35 protein-coding genes are annotated in these 22,236 nt (G+C 54.3%); 1 reads left to right on the forward strand and 34 read right to left on the reverse strand.

What is annotated here, in order from left to right:
• Positions 1 to 167: 167 nt before the first annotated feature.
• The 34 genes from selD to rpsL form a co-directional block, all read right to left on the reverse strand.
• On the reverse strand, positions 168 to 1,241 hold the full coding sequence (selD, locus tag HUV30_RS13345; protein ID WP_174405916.1) for a selenide, water dikinase SelD: 1,074 nt from the start codon (positions 1,239 to 1,241) through the stop codon (positions 168 to 170).
• Positions 1,242 to 1,243: 2 nt separating this feature from the next.
• Positions 1,244 to 2,152, reverse strand: a complete 909-nt coding sequence (locus HUV30_RS13350; RefSeq protein ID WP_174405917.1) for a selenium metabolism-associated LysR family transcriptional regulator — start codon at positions 2,150 to 2,152, stop codon at positions 1,244 to 1,246.
• Between the two features lie 153 nt (positions 2,153 to 2,305).
• The gene (gene rplQ / locus HUV30_RS13355) at positions 2,306 to 2,767 is read right to left on the reverse strand and encodes a 50S ribosomal protein L17 (RefSeq protein ID WP_174405918.1); all 462 of its coding nucleotides are present in this window, start codon (positions 2,765 to 2,767) and stop codon (positions 2,306 to 2,308) included.
• A complete protein-coding gene (locus tag HUV30_RS13360; protein WP_174405919.1) occupies positions 2,757 to 3,800 on the reverse strand; it encodes a DNA-directed RNA polymerase subunit alpha in 1,044 nt (347 codons plus the stop codon). Before HUV30_RS13360 ends, rplQ begins: the two co-directional genes overlap by 11 nt.
• 13 nt (positions 3,801 to 3,813) lie before the next feature.
• Positions 3,814 to 4,440 (reverse strand): 30S ribosomal protein S4, encoded by a 627-nt coding sequence (gene rpsD, locus HUV30_RS13365; RefSeq protein WP_174405920.1) that lies wholly within the window; start codon positions 4,438 to 4,440, stop codon positions 3,814 to 3,816.
• 15 nt (positions 4,441 to 4,455) lie between these two features.
• A complete protein-coding gene (gene rpsK, locus HUV30_RS13370) occupies positions 4,456 to 4,845 on the reverse strand; it encodes a 30S ribosomal protein S11 (protein WP_174405921.1) in 390 nt (129 codons plus the stop codon).
• 157 nt (positions 4,846 to 5,002) lie between these two features.
• On the reverse strand, positions 5,003 to 5,374 hold the full coding sequence (gene rpsM, locus HUV30_RS13375; RefSeq protein ID WP_174405922.1) for a 30S ribosomal protein S13: 372 nt from the start codon (positions 5,372 to 5,374) through the stop codon (positions 5,003 to 5,005).
• A gap of 18 nt (positions 5,375 to 5,392) precedes the next feature.
• Complete coding sequence (rpmJ, locus tag HUV30_RS13380; protein ID WP_174405923.1) at positions 5,393 to 5,506, reverse strand: 50S ribosomal protein L36; 114 nt, start codon at positions 5,504 to 5,506, stop codon at positions 5,393 to 5,395.
• A gap of 132 nt (positions 5,507 to 5,638) precedes the next feature.
• Complete coding sequence (map, locus tag HUV30_RS13385; RefSeq protein ID WP_174405924.1) at positions 5,639 to 6,406, reverse strand: type I methionyl aminopeptidase; 768 nt, start codon at positions 6,404 to 6,406, stop codon at positions 5,639 to 5,641.
• Position 6,407: 1 nt separating this feature from the next.
• A complete protein-coding gene (secY, locus tag HUV30_RS13390; RefSeq protein WP_174405925.1) occupies positions 6,408 to 7,724 on the reverse strand; it encodes a preprotein translocase subunit SecY in 1,317 nt (438 codons plus the stop codon).
• Positions 7,725 to 7,731: 7 nt separating this feature from the next.
• On the reverse strand, positions 7,732 to 8,181 hold the full coding sequence (rplO, locus tag HUV30_RS13395) for a 50S ribosomal protein L15 (protein ID WP_174405926.1): 450 nt from the start codon (positions 8,179 to 8,181) through the stop codon (positions 7,732 to 7,734).
• Entirely contained in the window at positions 8,181 to 8,351 is a 171-nt protein-coding gene (gene rpmD, locus HUV30_RS13400) for a 50S ribosomal protein L30 (protein WP_174405927.1), read from the reverse strand. Before rpmD ends, rplO begins: the two co-directional genes overlap by 1 nt.
• Before the next feature lie 11 nt (positions 8,352 to 8,362).
• Positions 8,363 to 8,854: a 30S ribosomal protein S5 gene (rpsE, locus tag HUV30_RS13405; RefSeq protein WP_174405928.1), complete on the reverse strand. Its 492-nt coding sequence runs from the start codon at positions 8,852 to 8,854 to the stop codon at positions 8,363 to 8,365.
• A 19-nt stretch (positions 8,855 to 8,873) separates the two neighbouring features.
• A complete protein-coding gene (rplR, locus tag HUV30_RS13410) occupies positions 8,874 to 9,230 on the reverse strand; it encodes a 50S ribosomal protein L18 (protein WP_174405929.1) in 357 nt (118 codons plus the stop codon).
• A 14-nt stretch (positions 9,231 to 9,244) separates the two neighbouring features.
• Entirely contained in the window at positions 9,245 to 9,781 is a 537-nt protein-coding gene (rplF, locus tag HUV30_RS13415; protein WP_174405930.1) for a 50S ribosomal protein L6, read from the reverse strand.
• An 11-nt stretch (positions 9,782 to 9,792) separates the two neighbouring features.
• Positions 9,793 to 10,173 (reverse strand): 30S ribosomal protein S8, encoded by a 381-nt coding sequence (gene rpsH, locus HUV30_RS13420; protein ID WP_174405931.1) that lies wholly within the window; start codon positions 10,171 to 10,173, stop codon positions 9,793 to 9,795.
• Positions 10,174 to 10,191: 18 nt separating this feature from the next.
• Positions 10,192 to 10,377 (reverse strand): type Z 30S ribosomal protein S14, encoded by a 186-nt coding sequence (locus tag HUV30_RS13425; RefSeq protein ID WP_174405932.1) that lies wholly within the window; start codon positions 10,375 to 10,377, stop codon positions 10,192 to 10,194.
• Positions 10,378 to 10,389: 12 nt separating this feature from the next.
• Positions 10,390 to 10,929, reverse strand: coding sequence for a 50S ribosomal protein L5 (gene rplE / locus HUV30_RS13430; protein ID WP_174405933.1), 540 nt, complete (start codon positions 10,927 to 10,929; stop codon positions 10,390 to 10,392).
• Positions 10,930 to 10,940: 11 nt separating this feature from the next.
• Complete coding sequence (gene rplX, locus HUV30_RS13435) at positions 10,941 to 11,264, reverse strand: 50S ribosomal protein L24 (protein WP_174405934.1); 324 nt, start codon at positions 11,262 to 11,264, stop codon at positions 10,941 to 10,943.
• A gap of 9 nt (positions 11,265 to 11,273) precedes the next feature.
• Positions 11,274 to 11,642: a 50S ribosomal protein L14 gene (gene rplN, locus HUV30_RS13440; protein WP_174405935.1), complete on the reverse strand. Its 369-nt coding sequence runs from the start codon at positions 11,640 to 11,642 to the stop codon at positions 11,274 to 11,276.
• 9 nt (positions 11,643 to 11,651) lie between these two features.
• Positions 11,652 to 11,918 carry a 30S ribosomal protein S17 gene (rpsQ, locus tag HUV30_RS13445; protein WP_174405936.1) on the reverse strand — a complete coding sequence of 89 codons (267 nt, stop codon included), beginning with the start codon at positions 11,916 to 11,918 and terminating at the stop codon, positions 11,652 to 11,654.
• A 1-nt stretch (position 11,919) separates the two neighbouring features.
• The gene (gene rpmC, locus HUV30_RS13450; protein WP_174405937.1) at positions 11,920 to 12,108 is read right to left on the reverse strand and encodes a 50S ribosomal protein L29; all 189 of its coding nucleotides are present in this window, start codon (positions 12,106 to 12,108) and stop codon (positions 11,920 to 11,922) included.
• Positions 12,109 to 12,111: 3 nt separating this feature from the next.
• Positions 12,112 to 12,525: a 50S ribosomal protein L16 gene (rplP, locus tag HUV30_RS13455; protein WP_174405938.1), complete on the reverse strand. Its 414-nt coding sequence runs from the start codon at positions 12,523 to 12,525 to the stop codon at positions 12,112 to 12,114.
• Entirely contained in the window at positions 12,525 to 13,166 is a 642-nt protein-coding gene (gene rpsC / locus HUV30_RS13460; protein WP_174405939.1) for a 30S ribosomal protein S3, read from the reverse strand. The genes rplP and rpsC overlap by 1 nt, the downstream gene beginning before the upstream one ends.
• Positions 13,167 to 13,175: 9 nt before the next feature.
• Positions 13,176 to 13,508: a 50S ribosomal protein L22 gene (gene rplV, locus HUV30_RS13465; protein ID WP_174405940.1), complete on the reverse strand. Its 333-nt coding sequence runs from the start codon at positions 13,506 to 13,508 to the stop codon at positions 13,176 to 13,178.
• A 13-nt stretch (positions 13,509 to 13,521) separates the two neighbouring features.
• Positions 13,522 to 13,803, reverse strand: coding sequence for a 30S ribosomal protein S19 (rpsS, locus tag HUV30_RS13470; protein ID WP_174405941.1), 282 nt, complete (start codon positions 13,801 to 13,803; stop codon positions 13,522 to 13,524).
• Between the two features lie 9 nt (positions 13,804 to 13,812).
• Positions 13,813 to 14,643, reverse strand: a complete 831-nt coding sequence (gene rplB / locus HUV30_RS13475; RefSeq protein ID WP_174405942.1) for a 50S ribosomal protein L2 — start codon at positions 14,641 to 14,643, stop codon at positions 13,813 to 13,815.
• Positions 14,644 to 14,646: 3 nt separating this feature from the next.
• Positions 14,647 to 14,937 carry a 50S ribosomal protein L23 gene (gene rplW / locus HUV30_RS13480; RefSeq protein ID WP_174405943.1) on the reverse strand — a complete coding sequence of 97 codons (291 nt, stop codon included), beginning with the start codon at positions 14,935 to 14,937 and terminating at the stop codon, positions 14,647 to 14,649.
• 11 nt (positions 14,938 to 14,948) lie between these two features.
• Positions 14,949 to 15,569 carry a 50S ribosomal protein L4 gene (rplD, locus tag HUV30_RS13485; RefSeq protein WP_174405944.1) on the reverse strand — a complete coding sequence of 207 codons (621 nt, stop codon included), beginning with the start codon at positions 15,567 to 15,569 and terminating at the stop codon, positions 14,949 to 14,951.
• Between the two features lie 12 nt (positions 15,570 to 15,581).
• Complete coding sequence (rplC, locus tag HUV30_RS13490; RefSeq protein ID WP_174405945.1) at positions 15,582 to 16,211, reverse strand: 50S ribosomal protein L3; 630 nt, start codon at positions 16,209 to 16,211, stop codon at positions 15,582 to 15,584.
• 12 nt (positions 16,212 to 16,223) lie between these two features.
• Positions 16,224 to 16,541 (reverse strand): 30S ribosomal protein S10, encoded by a 318-nt coding sequence (rpsJ, locus tag HUV30_RS13495; protein ID WP_010938597.1) that lies wholly within the window; start codon positions 16,539 to 16,541, stop codon positions 16,224 to 16,226.
• A gap of 744 nt (positions 16,542 to 17,285) precedes the next feature.
• Positions 17,286 to 19,361, reverse strand: a complete 2,076-nt coding sequence (gene fusA / locus HUV30_RS13500; protein WP_174405946.1) for an elongation factor G — start codon at positions 19,359 to 19,361, stop codon at positions 17,286 to 17,288.
• Positions 19,362 to 19,376: 15 nt separating this feature from the next.
• Positions 19,377 to 19,847 carry a 30S ribosomal protein S7 gene (gene rpsG / locus HUV30_RS13505; protein WP_174405947.1) on the reverse strand — a complete coding sequence of 157 codons (471 nt, stop codon included), beginning with the start codon at positions 19,845 to 19,847 and terminating at the stop codon, positions 19,377 to 19,379.
• An 18-nt stretch (positions 19,848 to 19,865) separates the two neighbouring features.
• Positions 19,866 to 20,237 carry a 30S ribosomal protein S12 gene (gene rpsL, locus HUV30_RS13510; protein WP_174405948.1) on the reverse strand — a complete coding sequence of 124 codons (372 nt, stop codon included), beginning with the start codon at positions 20,235 to 20,237 and terminating at the stop codon, positions 19,866 to 19,868.
• Positions 20,238 to 20,934: 697 nt separating this feature from the next.
• Between rpsL and sat the strand changes: the two genes are divergently transcribed.
• The gene (gene sat / locus HUV30_RS13515; protein WP_174405949.1) at positions 20,935 to 22,212 is read left to right on the forward strand and encodes a sulfate adenylyltransferase; all 1,278 of its coding nucleotides are present in this window, start codon (positions 20,935 to 20,937) and stop codon (positions 22,210 to 22,212) included.
• Positions 22,213 to 22,236 lie beyond the last annotated feature (24 nt).

The following is a 22,236-nucleotide window of genomic DNA, read 5'->3' on the forward strand; positions in this document are numbered from 1 at the left end:
ACTGCTTGCACGTTCGTGCAGCCGGAAAAACGATGCACGAAACTAAGCGCCATAAAGGACGCTGTCAACGCGTAGAAGGCGCGAAGATGTACCATTAGTCGCCGCAGAGTTCAAGCCTTGCCGTGCACTAATTCGCAGAATGGAGACAGGCAATTGCGTATTCGGACCTACGGCAGAAGATCAAGGTGCCCGCAGCTATGAGCGCCAACCACTTCGCCCACCACTGCCGCCATTTCTCCTGCATCCTCAAGGCGGGTCAGCACCTCGCGCAGCATGGCATCCGGCACGGACATCAACAGCCCGCCAGACGTCTGCGCATCGAAGACAAGGTCGCGGTGCAGCGGATCAACGGCATCGTCCACGGTGACGCTGGGAGCAAAATGCCGTCTGTTGGCAAAGCTGCCGGCCGGAATCATACCCATGGAGGCCAGCTCCACGGCTTCCGGCAGGAAGGGAATGGCAGAAGAATACAGAACCACACCACATTTTGAGGCCCGCGCCATTTCGAGCAGATGGCCACCAAGACCAAAACCGGTGACGTCCGTCACTGCTTTGATGCGCAGTTCGCGCACTATCCTGCCGCTGCGGTCGTTCAGCTTAGCGGCCCATGTGAAGAGCAGTTCCTCCAGCGCATCCTTGCCTTCCCAGTCACCTTTGATGGCGGTCGCGATAACGCCCGTGCCGATGGGTTTGGTCAGCACCAGCTTGTCGCCGGGAACAAGTGCCGCGTTGGAAGTGTATCCGTCCGGATCAATCACGCCGGTGACAGAAAGCCCGTACTTGATCTCGGGGTCTTCCACACTGTGACCGCCGGCAAGAACAGCACCGGATTCGCGAATCTTGTCATACCCGCCATGAATGATATCCCGCAGCATGTCGAGCGGCATGCTCTTCACAGGAAAACATACGATATTCATGGCGCACCACGGCTCACCGCCCATGGCATAGACGTCCGAAAGCGAATTCGCGGCAGCTATCTGCCCGAATTTATAGGGATCGTTAACAATCGGCGTGAAAAAATCGAGAGTCTGCACCAAAGCCTTTCCGGCGGGAAAGTGCAGAATGGCGGCGTCTTCGTTATTTGAAGTGCCGGTTATCACCCTGCCCTGCCCTGCCGGATCATCTTTGGGCAACGATGCTAAAATCTGCTCCAGGTCCCCCGGAGCTATTTTGGCAGCTCAGCCTGCGGCTTTGACCTTGTCCACCAAGGTGGGCCTGGTCGTAGGTCTGGAAACAGTCATTCCTATGCGTTCCGAAATAGCTTGGTCTTTTCCTTAAGGTACAGGATAAAACCGGATACCGCCGGGAAGAAGTGGCGTTTGGCGTGATGCACGCAATAGAACTGCCTGCGCACCACCACATCTGTCAACGGAATTATCCTCAGTTCGCCCCGGTCGACCATATCAGTGACGGCAAGACGCGAAGTCATGCTCACACCAAGGCCCGCCTTGACGCACTGCAGCACGGCCTGCGTGGAATCAACCGTCAGCCCTGCGGTGAAACGCCGCACATCCACACCCTTGTCAGCAAGCACGCGGGTGAAGCTCTTGCGGGTTCCGGAACCGCTTTCCCGCATGATCCAGGGGTACCGGCCAAGATCTCTGCTGCTCAGAGAGGTACCATCGGGGAACATGTCTGTGGGAGCGATGAATACAAGCTCATCGTCAATGACAGGAGTGTATGCCAGTTCGGGATGTGAATCCTGCGCACCGACAATGCCAAGCGTGATTTCACCTTCGGAAACCATCTCGATGATTCGCGAGGAGTCCCCAACTCTGAGCTCCATGGTCACGCCGGGATGACGCTTCATAAACCCGGAAATGATGGGAGGAATGAGGTAGTGAGCTGGGATGGTACTTCCGCCGACCACAAAATGGCCGGTTATCTCATCCTGCAGCTGCGTTATTTCGGCTTTGGCAGCCTCGATGCTGGCGAATGCCTGACGCGCATATTGATACAGCACCTCTCCCGCCGCTGTGGGCAGAACCATACGCCCCATGCGGTCAAGGAGCTGAACCTCAAGTTCCTTCTCCAGAGAAAGCACGTGCGCACTAATGGTTGGCTGTGAAAGGAAGAGTTCTTTTCCGGCCTGGGAAAAACTCTTCAACTCATACACTTTGCAAAATGCTTCTAGCTTTCTGAAATCGATCATGACTATGCACTACATCGGAATTTCTGATAGCACAAGAGGGGTACGCGTTGTTCTTATAAAAAAACAAAAAGGCCGCTGTGATTACACAGCGGCCTTCATGTACATAGTATGCGGTTTATTCACCGGCCGGAGCCGGATCATTCAACCAGCTAACTATTCAGCCTTGGCAGCAGCTTCAGCTGCGGCCACGGCCTGCTTCACGGCTTCTTCCTTGGCAACCTTGGGTTCAGCCTGAGCTACCTCGGCAGTTTCGCCGGGCTTACGGGTCAACTCTATTACGGCCATGGGTGCGTTGTCGCCGCGACGATTGGCGCCGAGCTTCAGAACGCGGGTATAGCCGCCGGGAACACCGACATAGAGAGGGCCGATTTCATCAAAGAGCTTCTTCACCAGCTGGTGAGAGCCAAGAACGCTATATGCCTGACGGCGTGCATGCAGGTCGTTGCGGAGGGCCAGAGTGATCAGGGGCTCTACAACGCTGCGAAGGTTTTTGGCCTTAACTTCAGTGGTACGAAGCTTATAATGAGTCAGCAGGGACTTAGCCATGTTGCGGAACATGGCCTTACGATGAGCGGGAGTCCTGCTCAACTTCTTTCCGGAATTGCTATGCCTCATTTTGCTGCTTCCTCTTCAACCAATCCTGGTATTTCTTCTCAAAGCCATCGACCTGCATCCCAAAGTCCAGATCCATTTCGCAGAGCACTCGACGAATTTCGTCAAGGGACTTGCGACCAAAGTTCTTGGTCTTCAGCATTTCAGATTCAGATCGCTGAACCAGCTCGCCAACAAGAGTGATGTTTGCGCTCTTCAGGCAGTTGGTAGCACGAACTGAAAGTTCAAGCTCATCAATACCCTTGAAGAGATTTTCATTCACACCGCTGTCTGCAGAAGAAGAGCTGGACTCTTCTTCAGAGATGCGTTCATCGAAGTTGATGAACACAGAGATCTGATCCTTAATGATCTTCGCGCTGTACGCGATGGCATCTTCAGGGGAAATAGAACCGTCGGTCCACACCTGAAGGATGAGCTTGTCATAGTTCGTCATCTGACCAACGCGAGCCTGCTCAACGGCGTAGGCAACCTTGCGTACAGGCGCGAAGCTGGCATCGAGAGCGATAAGCCCGATCTCGTCACCGAGTCCTTCGTGCATGTCAGCCGGCACATATCCCTTACCCATTCTCACTTCGAGTTCGAAGGTAAGTTCCTTGTCCTCGGTGAGGGTAAAGAGGTGCAGATCAGGGTTGAGCACCATCACGTGCTGGTTGCCGGGAATGGCAGCAGCAGTAACGGGGCCCTTCTGATTCACGGTGAACGCAATCTTCTGAGGCTCTTCCGTATCCATGCCGAATCTGATCTGCTTCAAGTTCAGAATCACATCGGTCACGTCTTCCAGAACACCCTCAATGGTGGTGAACTCGTGCTGTACACCGGAGATCTTCACAGCGACAATAGCTGCGCCCTGAAGCGATGCGAGCAGTACACGACGAAGAGCATTACCGATGGTGTTGCCGTATCCGCGTTCCAGCGGTTCGCAAACGAACTTGCCGTACTGGGTATCGGCATCACCGGAACGGGTGATGGTTTCAGGTTTAACCAGTTCAGACCAGTTTCGCGTATTGATCGTCCTGTCGCCTTGTTTGATGAGCATGCTTTATACCCGCTTATTTGGAGTAAAGCTCGACAATCAGCTGTTCGTTGATGGGGAACTGAATGTCTTCGCGCTGAGGCAGAGCCTTAACGGTACCCTTGAAGTTGGGACCGTCCACTTCCAGCCAGGTCGGGCAGCCACGACGTGCGATCACGTCCTGTGCTTCTGCCAGAACCGGATTCTTGCGGTGCTTCTCATTAACAACGATCACGTCGCCAACCTTCACCTGCATGGAGGGGATGTTAGCCTTGTGGTCGTTCATGGAGAACACACCGTGGCGAACCATCTGGCGGGCCTGCTGACGGGAGTTGGCAAAGCCAAGGCGGTAGATAACGTTATCAAGACGACGTTCGAGCAGCGCAAGCAGGTTAAAACCAGTTACGCCCTTCTGCATGTCAGCCTTTTCAAAATAACCGCGGAACTGCTTTTCCAGAACGCCGTACATACGACGAACTTTCTGCTTCTCACGAAGCTGCAGTGCGTAGTCGCTCACCTTTTTACGTGCACGTCCCGCAGCGCCCGGGGCATAGGGGCGGCGGTCAAAAGCGCACTTATCGGTGTAGCAGCGATCACCCTTCAGGAACAATTTAGAACCTTCACGCCGGCAAATTCGGCACTTGGAACCATTATACTTAGCCAAGACACTATCCTCCTACTAGACGCGGCGACGCTTAGGCGGGCGGCAACCGTTGTGGGGGATGGGGGTTACGTCACGAATAAACGCGACCTTGAAGCCAGCGGCATTTACAGCGCGCATTGCAGCTTCACGACCGGAGCCAGGTCCTTTGACGTAAATGCCGACGGTACGCATGCCGTTTTCCTGTGCCTTCTTGGCAGCAGATTCGGCAGCAACCTGAGCGGCGAACGGGGTGGACTTACGAGAGCCCTTGAAGCCGCTCTGGCCAGCAGAGGACCAGCTCACAGCATTACCCCTAGTGTCCGTAAAGGTGATAATGGTGTTGTTGAAGGTAGCCTGGATATGGGCGATCCCTACGGGAATGTTCTTCTTTTCTTTCTTCTTGCCCGTGCGTTTGGGTCTAGCCATAACTATACTCTCTCAACTGAATGATTGATGGACGGGGTTGGAACCTCGTACGAGCTCAGTATGACTAAGCCGTGAACGCCGGGCCGTGGGGAAATTTTCATAGATCCCTGTGGCTCGGGAGAGATTCCACGCCTGATCCTAAGATCCGTGTAGGAACTTACTTCTTCTTCTTGCCGACAACAGCGCGACGGGGTCCCTTGCGGGTACGGGAGTTGGTCTTGGTGCGCTGGCCATTTACTGGCAGCCCACGACGATGACGAAGACCACGGTAACACCCGATATCCATCAGACGCTTGATGTTAGAGGACACTTCGCGGCGGAGATCGCCTTCAACCTTGTAGTTGGTTTCGATTTCCTTACGGATTTCGTTGACCTCTTCTGCGGTGAGGTCGTCTGCACTGCGGGTCCAGTCAACACCGGTGGTGTCGAGGATCTGGAGCGCAGTATAACGACCAATACCGAAGATGTAGGTCAGGGCGATATCCACCCGCTTGCCTCTGGGGAGGTCAACACCAGCAATTCGAGCCACAATCTACTCCTGCTTCGCTTAGCCCTGGCGCTGCTTGTGCCGGGGGTTTTCGCAAATGACTCTAAGGGTGCCCTTGCGCCGAATTACCTTGCACTTTGGGCACATCTTTTTGACAGAAGGCCTGACTTTCATGATAGACTCCATAAGTCTGGGATCGTTCTGACACAACAAACAACTCACGGCAGCACTCCGGCCGCCGGAACGGAGGTCAGTAACATCCCGTTCCGTAAAGCGTCAATACAATTTTCACTATACTGACGTTATTTATTCGGACAAGCTGAGAATCTCAGGTCCGTTTGCTGTGATGGCAACACTATGTTCGAAGTGGGCAGACAGTTTGCGGTCCTTCGTCACGGCCGTCCAGTTGTCCTCCAGAATATCCACATCGTACGAACCGACAGTAACCATGGGTTCTATCGCCAGTACCATGCCGAACTTGAGGGGAACGCCCGGAAGTCCCGGAGGAACAAAGTTCGGAATCTCGGGCCGCTCATGCAGCCTGGTACCGATACCGTGTCCCACAAACCGGCGGACAACGCCGAATCCATTGGATTCAACGTGCGTCTGCACAGCACGGGAAATGTCGTAGAGCGTATTTCCGTTAATTGCCTGCTCAATCCCGAGCATCAGAGATTCGCGAGTCACAGTCATCAACCTGTCAGCCTCTTCAGAGACGGTACCCACCGGATAGGTTCTGGCAGAGTCGCCGTAGAACCCGTGGTAAATAACGCCCATGTCAAAGCTGACAATGTCGCCTTCCTGCAACACGCGCTGGGAGGGAAAACCGTGCACGATCTCTTCGTTCACCGAACAGCACAGTGCAAAGGGGAACCCGCAGTATCCCTGAAACGCGGGACGCACGCCGAACTGTTTGCACAGATTCTGCGTAAGGTCTTCGAAATACATAGTCTTGACGCCTGGTTGCACATGCTGGCCAAGGACATCAAGAATCGTTGCCACAATTCGATTGGCCTCCCGCAGGAGGCCAATCTCTTTGTCATTCTTCAGAAAAACACCGCGAAACTTTTTCAACCTACTGCCTTCCCTTGATTCTGGACTTGTTCATGAGTCCTTCATACTGGCGGGAAATCATGTGGGATTCAACCTGGGACATGAAGTCCATGGCCACACCGACCACGATGAGCAGGCTGGTGCCACCGAAGTAGAACGGAACGTTCGCCCATGAAATGAGCATCATCGGAAGCACACATACCGCGGCAATATAGAAGGCACCCCACAGCGTGATGCGGCTGAGCACCTTATCTATGTATTCACGAGTCTTCCCGCCAGGGCGGATGCCCGGGATGAAGCCACCGGAGTTCTTCAGGTTCTCGGCGATATCCTTGGGATCAAAGATGATAGCCGTGTAGAAGAAACAGAAGAACAGAACCAGCGCCACAAACAGGACGTTATAGAGAATGGTCGTAGGAGCAAACCACGAGGTAACCTGCTGCAACATCTCATTGCCGGGAGCAAAGGAACCGATGGTCGCAGGGAACATCAGCAAGCTCGAGGCGAAGATGGGGGGAATAACACCAGCGGTGTTGATTCGCAGCGGCAGATGAGTGGTTTGTCCACCGAACATTTTACGACCCATTTGCCGTTTGGCATAATGAATCGGTATTCGTCGTTGACCACGCTCCATGAAGACTATGGCGCCGAGCACTATCGGCATCAGAGCCAGAATGACCAACCCCATGAAAATGGAGAGTTCACCGGCACTGATGAGATTGACGGACTTGAGAACCGCACCGGGAAGTCCGGCAACGATACCCGAGAAGATGATGAGGGAAATACCATTGCCCACCCCCTTCGCGGTAATCTGCTCACCGATCCACATGATCAGTACGGTTCCGGCAGTAAGCGTGAGGATAGTGATGAGACGGAATCCCCACCCGGCAGTAAGTACAACCGGTGCACCTGTGGGGCTGGTCATGCTTTCAAGACCAACCGCGATGCCGAAACCCTGCAGGACAGTGATAAGCACCGTCAGGTAACGGGTCCACTGCGTAAGCTTCTTACGCCCGGCTGCCCCTTCTTCCTTCGCAATACGCTTCAGATCAGGTGATACCACCTGAAGCAACTGAATGATAATGGAAGCGGAGATATAGGGCATGATACCGAGGGCGAAAATCGAAAGGTTTCGAAGTCCGCCCCCGGAAAACATGTCAAACATACCGAACAGGGTGTTTTGGACGCTGGCGAAGAATTCAACGAGAGCGGCAGTGTCTACGCCCGGCACCGGGACATGAATCCCGACGCGGTAAAAGGCGAGCAACAGGAACGTCCACATCAACTTCTTCTTCAGTTCTGGCATTCTCGCCAGATTCTCAACACCACTGAGCGCCACGTTTTACCTACCCTTCAAGCGCCTTGGCTTCGCCGCCGGCGTTTTGGATTTTCTCAACGGCGGAAGCACTGAACTTGTGCGCTTCAACCTTCAGGGCCACAGAGATTTCTCCACGACCGAGAACCTTAACGGCAGCACCGTTGGTAGCGAGACCGCTTGCGTAGATGTCTTCAAGAGACACTTCGCCCTTGTCAGCGAACACTTCTGCCAGACGGTCAAGATTGATTACATCGTAATCGTTCTTGAAACGGTAGTTGGAGAAGCCACGCTTGGGAAGGCGACGCTGCAGGGGCATCTGGCCGCCTTCGAAACCGGGGCCTTTTCCGCCACCGGCACGAGCGTTCTGGCCTTTGTGACCCTTGCCGGAAGTCTTGCCCAAACCGGAGCCGGAACCGCGGCCAACGCGCTTGCGGGCCTTACGTTCTTCAGCAAAGGGATAGAGTTCGTGAAGCTGCATTACTCCGTGACCTCCACCAGATGGGATACTTTGGCAATATTGCCGCGCACTGCGGCATTGTCCTCAAACTGCTTTTCCTGGCGGATCGTCTTCAGACCGAGAGCGTCCAGAGCCTGGCGCTGTTTCGGCGTGGTCGAGATCCGACTGCGTACAAGCTTTACCTTGATCATGGTCGTAATCCTTACTTCCTGGGAGCTTCGAGCTTCTTGCCGCGAAGTTCGCTCACATACTCAGCGCTGCGCAGGGAAGTGAGACCAGCGACTGCAGCACGCAGCACGTTGTGGGGGTTGTTGGTGCCAATGGCCTTTGCAAGGACGTCGTGCACACCAACAGCTTCCATGACGGCGCGGACGGCACCGCCGGCGATGATGCCGGTACCCTTGGATGCGGGCTTCAGCATAACACGGCCTGCGCCGAATTCGCCGAGCACTTCGTACGGCAGAGTGCCGTCAACCAGGGCAATTTCAACCATGTCCTTCTTCGCGCGCTCGGTGGCCTTGCGGAGGGCTTCCGGTACTTCCTGGGCCTTACCCAGACCGAAACCGACGGAACCCTTACCATCCCCAACGACTACAAGGGCGCTGAAGCTGAAACGACGGCCGCCTTTCACAACCTTTGCTACGCGGTTGAGAGAGACAATCTTCTCAATTAAGCCGAGTTCGTTCTGTTCCATGCCAATACCTACTTACCTGTTAGAATTCCAGGCCAGCTTCACGGGCGGCGTCGGCAATGGCCTTGATGCTGCCGTGATAGATGTAGCCGTTACGGTCGAACACCACACGCTCGATGTTCTTTTCCTTGGCAAGGCGGGCAATCTCGGAACCGACTTTACCGGCGCCGATCTTATTGGCCTTCAAGGTTTCACCATTCTTGCCAAGGGTCAGAGTGGAAGCGGACGCAACGGTCGCACCAATCTGATCATCCACCAGCTGGGCGTAGATATGCAGGTTAGACCTGAAGACGACCAGACGGGGACGCTCCGAAGTACCGGAGATCTTTTTGCGGATGCGAACCTTACGGTGCAGCCTTTTTTCGTTCTTGGACTTCATTTGTCTATACCTGCCTATTTACCTGCAGACTTACCGGCCTTGCGGCGGATCTGCTCATTTTCGTACTTAATGCCCTTGCCCTTATACGGTTCAGGCTTACGGATACGGCGGATGGACGCTGCAAACTCGCCTACGAGCTGCTTGTCTGCGCCGGATACGGTAAGCTTGTTCCCTTCAGCCTTCGCTTCGAGTCCCGTGGGGAGATCGACAACGACGGGGTGGGAAAAACCAACGGCAAGTTCAATGGAGCTGCCCTTCACTGCGACCTTGAAGCCAACGCCGATGACTTCCAGGGTCTTGGAATAACCCTTGGATACGCCTTCGATGCAGTTGGCAAGAAGAGTACGACGCAGGCCGTGCTGAGCACTGGCCTGACGGGTCTCATTCTTGCGGGTGAGCACTACGTGGCCGTCGGCCATTTCGTAGTTCAGGCACGCTTCGACAGGAGTAGAAAGGCTGCCCTTGGGGCCCTTTACCTCAACAACGTCCGCACCGATCTTGACTTCAACACCGGAAGGGATCGGGATAGGCTGTTTTCCGATTCGAGACATGACTGCACCTGCTACCAGATTTCACAAAGAAGTTCGCCGCCGGTGTTGGCGTCTTGAGCAGCGCCACCTTCGAGCAAACCACGGGAGGTGGACAGGATGCAGATTCCGAGGCCGTTCTGAACCTTGGGAATTTCCTGAGCACCGACGTAAACACGACGGCCGGGCTTGGAGATCTTCTTCAGACCGGCGATAACCGGCTTGCCCTGATGGTACTTGAGGGCAATCTTGATCTCACGGTCGCCTACCGAGTAATCGTTCACGTAACCTTCTGCCTTGAGGATGAGGGCAATGGCTTCCTTCATCTTCGAGCGCGGCACACTCACTTCCTGATGCAGGGCCAAGTGTGCGTTGCGGATACGCGTGAGCATATCAGCAATAGGATCAGTCAGCATGTAATTCTCCTTGTGACTTTACCAGCTCGACTTGCGAACACCGGGCAGTTCACCACGCAGGGACATGTTGCGGAAGCAGATACGGCAGATGCCGAACTTACGCATGTATGCGCGGGGACGCCCACAAATGGGACAACGGTTGTATGCGCGAGCACTAAATTTGGGCTTGCGCTTTGCTTTAACTTCAAGCGACGTACGAGACACGGCTGTTTCTCCTTACTTCTTGAAGGGCATGCCCAGCTGGTCCAGCAGGAACTTGCCTTCTTTGTCAGTGGTCGCGGTGGTCACGATAGTGATGTTCATACCCTTCGGATTGTCCACACGGTCCACTTCGAGTTCGGGGAAGATAGTGTGCTCCTTGATACCCAGGGTAAAGTTACCCCGGCCATCAAAGCCACGATCCGGAATCCCGCGGAAGTCGCGGACTCGGGGCAGCGCGAAGTTTACCAGCTTATCATAGAAGTCCCACATCATGTCCTTGCGGAGCGTTACACGGCAGCCGATGGGCATGCCTTCACGCAGCTTGAACGCAGCGATGGACTTCTTTGCGCGGGTGATAACTGCCTTCTGCCCGGCAATGACGGTGAGCTCCTTAACGGCTTCTTCGAGAAGCTTGTTGTTGTTGCTCGCTTCGCCAAGGCCGATGTTCAGGGAGATCTTTTCCAGCCCGGGAACCTGCATGGAGCTCTTGTACTGAAACTCCTTCTGCAGGGCCGGCACCACAGTTTCCATATAGATCTTTTGCAGACGGTTCATCGTCTTTCACCCTACCCAATAATTTCGTTGCACTTTTTGCAGAAGCGGACTTTTTTGCCGTCTTCGGTGTAACGGTAGCCGACCTTCGTGGGGCTGGCGCATGCGTCACACATGACCATCACGTTAGAAACGTGAATAGGCATTTCCTTTTCGACAATGCCGCCGGGCTGCTGCTGGTACGGGTTGGCCTTGGTATGGCGCTTAACCACGTTAACCTGCTCGACAAGCACCCGATCCTTCTTGCGAAGAATCTTGAGAATCTTGCCGATCTTGCCCTTATCCTTACCGGAGACAACCATTACTTTGTCGTCTTTGTGAACACGATACTGTTTCATGGCAATCTCCTACAGAACCTCAGGTGCGAGGGATACAATCTTCATGAATCCCTTGCCACGAAGTTCACGGGCTACGGGTCCGAAGATACGGGTGCCGACAGGTTCACCCTGCTTGGACAGCACCACAGCAGCGTTGGTGTCGAACTTGATGTAGGAGCCATCGGCGCGACGAATTTCTTTCTTCGTACGCACGATAACAGCCTTCATCACGTCACCTTTCTTTACCTTTGCATGAGGTATAGCCTCTTTCACGGAGACAACGATGATATCGCCCACGGAGGCATAGCGGCGGTGAGAACCACCGAGTACCTTGATGCAGGCAACCTTCTTGGCACCGGAATTGTCGGCTACTTCAAGAGTAGATTCTACCTGGATCATCGTTAACCCCTAAACGGCTTTTTCCAAAATGGATACCAGATGCCAGCGCTTGTTGCGGCTGAGCGGACGAAACTCGACGATCTTCACCTTGTCGCCCATGCCGCACTCGTTCTGCGGATCATGTGCGGTGAACTTCTTTCTGCGACGAATGTACTTCTTCAGCAGAGGATGCTTGACCAGAGTTTCAACACGAACGACGATGGTCTTGTCGTTCTTGTCGCTTACTACAGTGCCAACGAGCGTTCTGCCGTTTTGCTTTACGATAGCTTCGGACATACTACGCTCCCTTTTCCTTCAGGATAGTCAGTATACGCGCAATGCTGCGCTTGGTTTCCGGCAGGCCGGAGGTCTTCTGAAGCTGTGCGGTGGCATGCTTGAAACGCAGGTCGAAGAGTTCCTTGCGGGATTCTTCGAGCTTGGTCATCAGCTCTTCAGCGCTCAACTTTCTCAGTTCTGCAGTCTTCATATGTTAGATCCCCTCCTTTACCACGATAGCGGTCTTGATGGGGAGCTTGTAGGCAGCACGGGAAAGTGCTTCCTTTGCGAGTTCAATATCAACACCCTTGATTTCGTACAGAACACGGCCGGGCTTTACGGGGGCGAACCAACCGCAGGGAGCGCCTTTACCCTTACCCTGACGAACTTCAAGAGGCTTGCTGGTTTTGACACGGTCGGGGAAGACGCGAATCCAAACCTGGCCACCACGCTTGATGTGACGGATCATGGCAATACGTGCAGCTTCAATCTGCTGGTTGGAAAGCTTGCCATGTTCCAGCGCCTTCAAGCCTACATCACCGAAAGCAACGCTGTTGCCGCGGAGGGCTTTGCCCTTCAGACGGCCAGTCTGGTGCTTACGGAATTTAGATCTCTTGGGCATCAGCATTACTGCATTACCTCACTGTCAAGGATTTCACCTTTGAAGATCCAGACCTTGACGCCGATGATGCCGTAAGTGGTAGAAGCCTCGGCAAAGCCGTAGTCGATGTCAGCGCGCAGAGTCTGCAGCGGAACGCGACCTTCGCGGTACCATTCGCTACGTGCGATTTCTGCACCGGCGAGACGACCGCCACAGCCAACCTTGATGCCTTCGGCGCCAAACTTACGAGCCATGGAAACGGTACGCTTCATGGCGCGACGGAAGGCAACACGGCGCTCAAGCTGCTGAGCAATGCTTTCTGCCACCAACTGGGCATCAATTTCAGGACGACGGATCTCGTTGACTTCGATGGAGAACTCACGGTTGAACTTCTTGCGAAGGTCAGCGCGGAGCTTTTCGATTTCAACACCCTTGCGACCGATAACAATACCGGGGCGTGCAGTGGAGAGAATCAGACGAACCTTACCACCGGCACGCTCAAGTTCAATGCTGGCAATACCGGCATGGAACAGAGCCTTCTTCACATACTTGCGAATTTTGTCGTCTTCGTAAACGAAGGCCGGGTATTCCTTTTTGCTGTACCAGCGGGACTTCCAATTCTTGTTGTACCCGAGGCGGAATCCGTACGGATGTACTTTTTGACCCATAACTGTATCCTAATTTTCTTCAAGAATTACAGTGATGTGGCTGGTGCGCTTCTTGATGCTCGTAGCACGACCTTGTGCACGGGGCATAAAACGCTTCCAGGTAGGACCTTCGTTAACGATAACCTGTTTGACTACCATCGCGTCAACGTCAACGCCGGGCATCTGCTCTGCGTTGGCTACTGCGGAATGGAGCACCTTGTAGATGACTCCGGCAGCTTTCTGCGGGGTAAGCTTCAGGATATTAAGTGCGTCTTCCACGGGAAGACCATTCACGTTGCGTGCAACGAGACGGGTCTTGCGCGGGGACACGCGGATAAACTTTGCTGTTGCTTGGGCTTGCATAGTACTCACCTACCTAGCGCTTGGCCTTGCTCTTCTTGTCGGCGGCGTGGCCGTAGTAGGTACGCGTGGGAGCAAATTCGCCCACTTTGTGCCCTACCATGTTTTCAGTAACGAAAACAGGAATGAACTTCTTGCCATTATGTACCGCGAAGGTAAGGCCTACCATTTCAGGAAGGATGGTGGAACGACGGGACCAGGTCTTGATGACGCGGCGGTCGCCGGATTCCTGAGCCTTCTCGACCTTCTTGGAAAGATGGTCGTCGACGAAAGGACCTTTTTTAAGAGACCTTGGCATTTTCTACTCCTACTTCTGACCGCGACGCTTAACGATGAGCTTGGAAGAAGCCTTCTTGCGATCACGGGTCTTGTAGCCCTTAGTGGGAATACCCCAGGGGGTAACGGGGTGACGACCACCGGAGCTACGACCTTCACCACCACCAAGCGGGTGGTCAACCGGGTTCATGGCTACACCGCGAACCTTGGGACGACGACCGAGCCAGCGGTTACGACCTGCTTTACCCAGAGAGATGTTCTCGTGGTTCACGTTACCAACCTGGCCGATAGTGGCCACGCAGCTCATGAGAACCTTGCGAACTTCACCGGAGGGCATACGCAGCAGAGCGTATTTGCCTTCCTTGGCGATGAGCTGTGCGTAGGAACCGGCTGCGCGGCAGAACTGGCCGCCCTTGCCGGGTGCAAGCTCAATGTTATGGATGATGGTACCAACCGGGATCTTTGCCATGGGCAGAGCGTTACCGGGCTTGATGTCGGCGGTTTCGCCGGCAATCAGCTTGTCACCCTGCTGGATGCCAAGAGGTGCCAGAATGTAGCGCTTTTCACCATCTGCGTAGTTCAGCAGAGCAATGCGAGCGGTACGGTTGGGGTCATATTCGATGTGGGCAACAGTTGCCGGGATATCGAACTTGTCACGCTTGAAGTCGATGAGACGGTACAGGCGCTTATGCCCGCCGCCACGGCGACGCATGGTGACACGGCCATAGCTGTTACGACCGGCCTTCTTTGTCAGACCTACGGTCAAAGACTTCTCAGGGGTGCTGCGCGTTACTTCCTCAAAGTCGGAGACGGTCTGGAAGCGACGACCCGGAGAAGTAGGCTTAAGCTTGCGAACTGCCATTGCTTACACTCCCTCGAAGAGTTCGATTTTTTCGCCGGGAGCGAGGGTCACATAGACCTTCTTGAACCCGGGAATCTGGCCGACAGTGCGTCCCTGACGTACGCGAGCCATGGGCTTGCGACGGATCACGTTAACGCTCTCGACCTTTACTTTGTAGGCTTCTTCGACGGCCTTCTTTATTTCGATCTTGTTAGCGCTGGGAGCGACGTAGAAAGTCACCTTCTCGGCGTAATCCTTAAGATCAGAAGCCTTTTCGGAAACCAGAGGCTTGATAAGTATCTGAGTGTAGTTCATATCATCAACCTCTACTTCAGTCGTTCCTGAACGGGTTCAACGGCACCTTCAAGCAGAACAAGCTGCTTGTGGCGGAGCACATCATACACGTTCAACTGTTCAACATTCTGCACGGTGATGCCGGGCAGGTTGCGAGCAGAAAGCGCGAGCTTTTCATCGGCGCCATTAGCGATGATGAGAGCCTTACCAAGACCAAGCTTGCTGACAACTTCTGCCATCAGCTTAGTCTTCACTTCGGGCAGCTCTATACCCTTCACAACCATCAGAGACTCTGCAGCCAGACGGGAGGAAAGAGCCATGCGCATTGCGAGGCGTCGAACTTTCTTGTTTACCTTGAAGCCGTAATCGCGGGGCTGGGGGCCAAAAATGATGGCACCACCACGCCAGATGGGCGAACGGGAAGAACCGGAACGAGCACGACCGGTACCCTTCTGGCGCCAGGGCTTGGCACCACCGCCGCTAACTTCGGCGCGAGTCTTGGTAGCATGAGTTCCTGCACGCATGGCTGCACGCTGTGCGCGTACCACGAGGTTCAGGATTTCCGGCTTTACCTCGACTTCGAACACTTCAGGAGCCAGAGTGATGTCACCGGCTTCCTGCTTGTTCTGATCGTATACTTTTACAACAGCCACTTTAGTACCCCTTTACTGCTTGCGAACCATTACCAGACCATTCTTGGGACCGGGTACGGCGCCCTTGATCAGGATCAGGTTTTCATCGGCGCGCACAGCGACGACTTCGAGGTTAATGACGGTTGTACGCTCGCTGCCCATGTGGCCAGCCATCTTCTTGCCCTTGATGATCTTACCGGGCTCGGTATTGTTACCGATGGAACCGGGGGAGCGATGTACCTTTTCGTGACCGTGGCTCGCGGGCATGCCGCCGAAGTTCCAGCGCTTCATAACGCCCTGGAAGCCCTTACCGATAGAAGTGCCGGTCACCTTCACTTTGTCGCCGGGATTGAAAATCTCGACAGTGAGGTCCTGACCTACTTCCATCTCAGGCGCACCTTCGAGACGGATTTCACGAGTGTTACGGAACAAGCCCTTGCCGGCCTTTTCAAAATGGCCCTGCATCGGCTTGGGAACGTGCTTTTCCTTGGCGGGGCCAAAGGCTATCTGCACTGCATTATATCCATCAGAGGCCGCATCCTTCACCTGGATGACGGGGCAGGGCCCAGCTTCGATGACGGTGCATGCTACTGCAGAACCATCATTTACGAAGATGCGCGTCATGCCCAACTTGCGGCCCAAGATTGCCATTTTCTCAGCCATGACTACCTCTCGCTAGAGTTTGATTTCTACGTCCACGCCAGCGGGCAGACTCAGCTTACCAAGTGCATCCACGGTCTGCTGGGTGGGCTCAAGGATGTCCATGAGCCGCTTGTGAATGCGCATTTCGAACTGTTCGCGAGACTTCTTGTCTACGTGAACGGAACGGTTGACCGTGAACTTGTGAATGTTGGTGGGGAGCGGAATAGGTCCGGCAACCCCAGCGCCCGTGTTGCGCGCCGTATCTACGATTTCGGCCACAGCCTTATCCAGGATGCGGTAATCGTAAGCTTTCAGCTTGATCCTGATACGATCACTGCTAACAGTCGTCATAGTTTATTACTCCATGATTCGGGAAACAGTACCCTTGCCTCTGGTGGCTCCGTGAGGTGGAACGCACCCTGCCTTTCAGGCGATAGGCAGTAAATTCCTCACAAACGATGGCTGCTCGCCGGACTAACTCGCGGGTAACGGTCCCGCAAGCCTTCGACTTTGCTTGCCGTACAGTCCAGCGATGAACGAGGGTTGCCACGACTTCGCTTGCGAAATCATGCGCTCTTGTATGGAGTATTTTATGGAGGAGAAGGAGATGGGGGAGGATCGGACCATTCAGCCCGGCAACACCAATTTTCTTCTCTCCGCTTCCACGAAGAACGCCCACGTTGTCGCCAGCCTGATTCCGGATCTGAATTAATCAGCCGGACAGGTGGTCCAACAGGGTTCCCAAATGCGAGTGCCTAAGCACCCTTTTTAGTATGTGTCCCGAACAACCCGCTCAACGCGAACCGACCGGACACGACACCATGCAGCATTTAGTAACGCCTGCTAATGTCAAACAACAGCAGAACAGGCTCGACCTGTCCTTTGTCCCCCCAGGGTGAGGGGGAGATTTGCTTTACCCGAGAGACACAGAGCCCCGAGCAAGCGAAGACGGTATATACATCCCACATGGGGGTGCGTCAAGCAGGATTTCATTTTTTCTCAAAAAAAATTTATCCTGTCTACCCTGCTGTCTCATTAAACGAAAAGCTCCGGTTTCCTGAGAAACCGGAGCTTAACATTATATATAGGTCGTCACTACGCGCTCTTGGCCTTGATGCCTTCGGCAATCGAGTTGGGAACGGGTTCGTAGTGGTCGAACTGCATGGTGAAGGTTGCGCGTCCCTGGGTCTTGGAGCGAAGGTCGGTAGCGTAACCGAACATTTCGCTCAGCGGAACCATACAAGCCACAACCTGTGCGTTAGCGCGGGCTTCCATACCCTGTACGCGACCACGACGGCCGTTCAGGTCACCCATAACGTCGCCGAGGTATTCCTCGGGGGTAACCACTTCAACGGACATGATCGGTTCAAGGATCTGGGGGCCAGCCTTACGCATAGCTTCCTTCACCGCCATAGAGCCGGCGATGTAGAAGGCCTGTTCGGAGGAGTCAACGTCATGGTAAGAACCAAATACGAGGGTTACCTTTACGTCAACAGTCGGGAAGCCTGCAGAAACACCGCTCTTGAGTGCTTCCTGGATACCCTTATCTACTGCAGGAATGTATTCCTTGGGAATAACACCGCCGGAGATAGCGTTAACGAACTCGTAGCCCTTTTCGGGGTTCGGTTCCACTTCGATGACAACGTGACCGTACTGGCCACGACCACCGGACTGCTTGGCATACTTGTGGTCTTCCTTGGCAGCCTTGGTGATGGTTTCGCGGTACGCAACCTGGGGCTTGCCCACGTTTGCGTTAACGCTGAACTCACGGGTAAGGCGGTCAACGATGATTTCAAGATGCAGCTCGCCCATACCGGCGATCAGGGTCTGACCGGTTTCGTCGTCGCCCTTCACGCGGAAGGACGGGTCTTCCTTGGCCAGCTTGGCGAGCGCTGCGGACAGTGCATCGCGGTCGGCCTTAGTCTTGGGCTCAATGGCAACTTCGATAACCGGTTCAGGAATGTCGAGAGACTCCAGAACAACGGGGCGGTCAACGGAACATGCGGTGTCACCGGTGGACACGTTCTTCATACCCACGACAGCCACGATGTCGCCTGCGCCGGCCCACTTGATTTCTTCACGCTTGTTAGCGTGCATCTTCAAGAGACGACCTACGCGTTCCTTCTTGCCAGTGTTGGCATTCAGGATAGTCATACCGGATTCGATGAAACCGGAGTAGATACGGACGAAGGAAAGGTGACCGATGTAGGGGTCGGACATCAGCTTGAACACCAGACCGGCGAGAGGCTCGCTGTCCTTGCAGGGGCATTCGTACTTAATGTCTTCCTTGTCAGGATCAGTACCAATCATTGCGGAGATATCGACAGGGCTGGGCAGGAAGTCGACAACTGCATCAAGGAGAGGCTGCACACCCATGTTACGGAATGCAGAGCCGCACAGTACCGGCACGATGGAGCGGCGGATGGTAGCAAGGCGCACAGCGCTCTTGATCTCTTCCACGGTCAGCTCTTCACCGCCAAGGTACTTCTCGAGCAGCACTTCGTCTTCTTCAGCCACAGCTTCCATCATTTCAAGGCGCTTTTCGTCAAACAGGTCCTGCATTTCTGCAGGTACAGGTCTGATTTCGAATTCTGCACCCTTGGATGCCTTATCATAATAGATGGCATTGCCTTCGATGAGGTCAACAATACCTTCATAGTGATCTTCGGAGCCGATAGGCAGCTGAAGCGGAATGGGCTTGGCACCGAGGCGATCCTTGATCATGCTCACGCAACGCCAGAAGTTGGCACCGATACGGTCCATCTTGTTGACGAAGCACATGCGCGGAACGCCGTAACGGTCAGCCTGACGCCATACGGTTTCAGACTGGGGCTCTACACCGGCAACAGAGTCGAACACGCAAACGCAACCATCGAGAACACGCAGGGAACGTTCAACTTCCATAGTGAAGTCAACGTGGCCGGGAGTGTCGATGATGTTTACGCGATGCTCTTTCCAGAAACAGGTGGTTGCAGCGGAAGTAATGGTAATACCACGCTCCTGCTCCTGCTCCATCCAGTCCATGGTGGCCTGGCCGTCATGAACTTCGCCGATCTTGTGTGACACACCGGTGTAAAAAAGGATACGCTCGGTGGTCGTGGTCTTACCGGCATCGATGTGAGCCATGATGCCGATGTTCCTCTGCATGGGAATTGGTACTTTTCTAGACACGCTTCGTCTCCAGCACTACCAACGGTAATGAGCGAATGCCTTGTTGGCTTCGGCCATACGGTGGGTGTCTTCTTTCTTCTTCACGGCGCCGCCGCGGTTGTTGAATGCATCAAGCAGTTCGCCGGAAAGGCGGTTGACCATACCCTGCTCGCCACGGCCGCGGGAGTAGGTGATCAGCCAACGGATAGAAAGAGAAACCTGACGGTCGGGACGGACTTCCAGCGGCACCTGGTACGTAGCACCGCCTACGCGGCGGGACTTGACTTCAAGATGGGGCTTAACGTTTTCAACCGCACGCTCGAAAGCACGGATTGCGTCTTCGCCGGTCTTTTCAGCCAGAACTTCCAGGGCTTTGTAGAAAATCTTCTCAGCCGTGCCCTTCTTGCCGTCATACATAAGACGGTTCACGAAACGGGCAGCCAGACGGCTTCCGTATACCGGATCAGGCAGGATTTCACGCTTTGGGATAGGACCTTTACGAGGCATATTATCTTACTCCAATATCTACTTGGGCCGCTTGGCACCGTACTTGGAACGTCCCTGACGACGATCGTTAACACCAGAAGTGTCGAGAGTACCACGAACGATGTGATAACGCACACCGGGAAGGTCTTTTACGCGGCCCCCGCGGATCATGACAACAGAGTGCTCCTGCAGGTTGTGTCCTTCACCGGGAATGTAGGCGGTCACTTCAAGACCGTTGGTGAGGCGTACACGAGCAACCTTACGCAGTGCGGAGTTAGGTTTCTTGGGCGTGGTGGTGTACACACGGGTGCACACGCCACGGCGCTGGGGGCAAGCCTGAAGTGCGGGAGTCTTCTTCCGCTTTACAACAGCCTTGCGCTCCTTGCGGATGAGCTGGTTAATAGTGGGCATTTTTCCTCCGTAGGAAATTATCAAAGTCTTTCGCTCAGTTTAAGACGCACGGCGATACACCGCCGCAGACGAATTGTCAAGCGGCAGCACAACCAGCCTCCTGCCAGTCAGCATGTCCGGCAGGATCAGCCAGCTACCTGCGCCAATCCAAACGGGGACCCCGATGCAGCCCAGCAGCCCGCTTGGCATCGAAATCGGACCCGTGAAAATAGACAGGGATACTTACGCCGTTTCAAAAAGGTATTCAAGCAAATTCTTGCATTCTGGTCATGATATTTTATTTGTCACTCCCCTGCCCGGCTTTTGAGATATTTATCACATGCCATCAATTCAAGCAGTACCTGGGTCCGCAGGCAACTTTTCCGCCTGTATGATCTATCTAAATGAATGGAGCGCCCGGGCCACGCTTTTTTCAAAAATTACTTGACAAACAATTGCAAGCATAAACATGCGTATTTATTAACTATAAAAATCGAAGTTTTTACACTTGACTTTTTGTCTAATTTTTCACAAGACCTACATCACGTGCTGCCGAGTACATTGAACAAGGACTTTCAATCATTTAGTCGTGACTGGAATAATTGTTTTCAACCCGGGCACAGAGATTTTCCAATACGGCATTTACGGATTTTCGCACGTATATCGCGTCTTAAATCCCTAGGGAAAAAACTCATTATATTTTCGGAGGAAGGAAGTTATGTCCAAGCTCGTACCCCCGCATGGTGGCAAAGGTCTCGTATGTTGTCTTCTCGAAGGCGCAGAGCGTGAAGCTGAACTGAAGAAGGCCGCTGGCCTGAAGCAGCTTGATATCTCCGGCCGCGCCAAGGGCGACCTCATCATGATGGGTATCGGCGGTTTCTCTCCGCTGAACGGCTTCATGGGTAAGGCTGACTGGAAGGGCGTTTGTGAAAACTTCACCATGGCTGACGGCACCTTCTGGCCCGTGCCTGTAACCCTCGACGCTGACAAGGCTTTTGCTGACAGCGTTGCAGTAGGCGAAGAAATCGCCCTGGTTCGCAAGGGCGAAGTGTTCGCTACCATGAAGGTCACCGAAAAGTACGAAATGTCCGAAGAAGACAAGAAGTGGGAATGCTACCAGGTCTTCAAGGGCGAAGGCGCCGACTCCGCTGACGACAAGTTCTGGGAAACCGCTCTGGCCGACCACCCCGGCGTTCAGATGGTTATGGCTCAGAAGGCATTCAACCTTGCCGGCCCCGTTAAGGTTCTTTCCGAAGGCGAATACCCCACCGAATACAAGGGCGTTTACCTGCGTCCCGCAGAAGTGCGCGCCATGTTCGAAGAACGCGGCTGGGCCAACGTTGCTGCTCTGCAGCTGCGTAACCCCATGCACCGTTCCCACGAATTCCTCGCAAAGATCGCTATCGAAGTTTGCGACGGCGTTCTGATTCACTCCCTCATCGGCAACCTGAAGCCCGGTGACATTCCTGCCGACGTTCGCGTTAAGGCCATTGACTGCCTCGTAGAACACTACTTCGTGAAGGAAAACGTTATCCAGGCCGGTTACCCCCTCGACATGCGTTACGCTGGTCCCCGCGAAGGTCTGCTCCACGCTACCTTCCGCCAGAACTACGGCGTTAACAACATGCTGATCGGTCGTGACCACGCTGGTGTTGGCGACTTCTACGGCCTGTTCGAAGCTCAGACCATCTTCGACAAGATCCCCGCTCCTGCCGATTCCGGCAAGGCTCTGCTCTGCAAGCCCATGAAGATCGACTGGACCTTCTACTGCTACAAGTGCGACGGCATGGCTTCCCTGCGTACCTGCCCCCACTCCAAGGAAGATCGCGTAATCCTTTCCGGCACCAAGCTGCGTAAGGCCCTTTCCGAAGGTGCTGAAGTGGTTGACCACTTCGGTCGCGACGAAGTTCTCGTTATCCTTCGCGCTTACTACGAAGGTCTGACCGAAAAGGTTGCCGTTAAGATGCAGGGTGCCGCTTCCGGCGCCGCCATGTAATCTTTCGTCACCCAGATCGACCTA

Origin of the sequence: Desulfovibrio subterraneus (assembly GCF_013340285.1) — a bacterium.
Lineage (GTDB): Bacteria > Desulfobacterota > Desulfovibrionia > Desulfovibrionales > Desulfovibrionaceae > Halodesulfovibrio > Halodesulfovibrio subterraneus.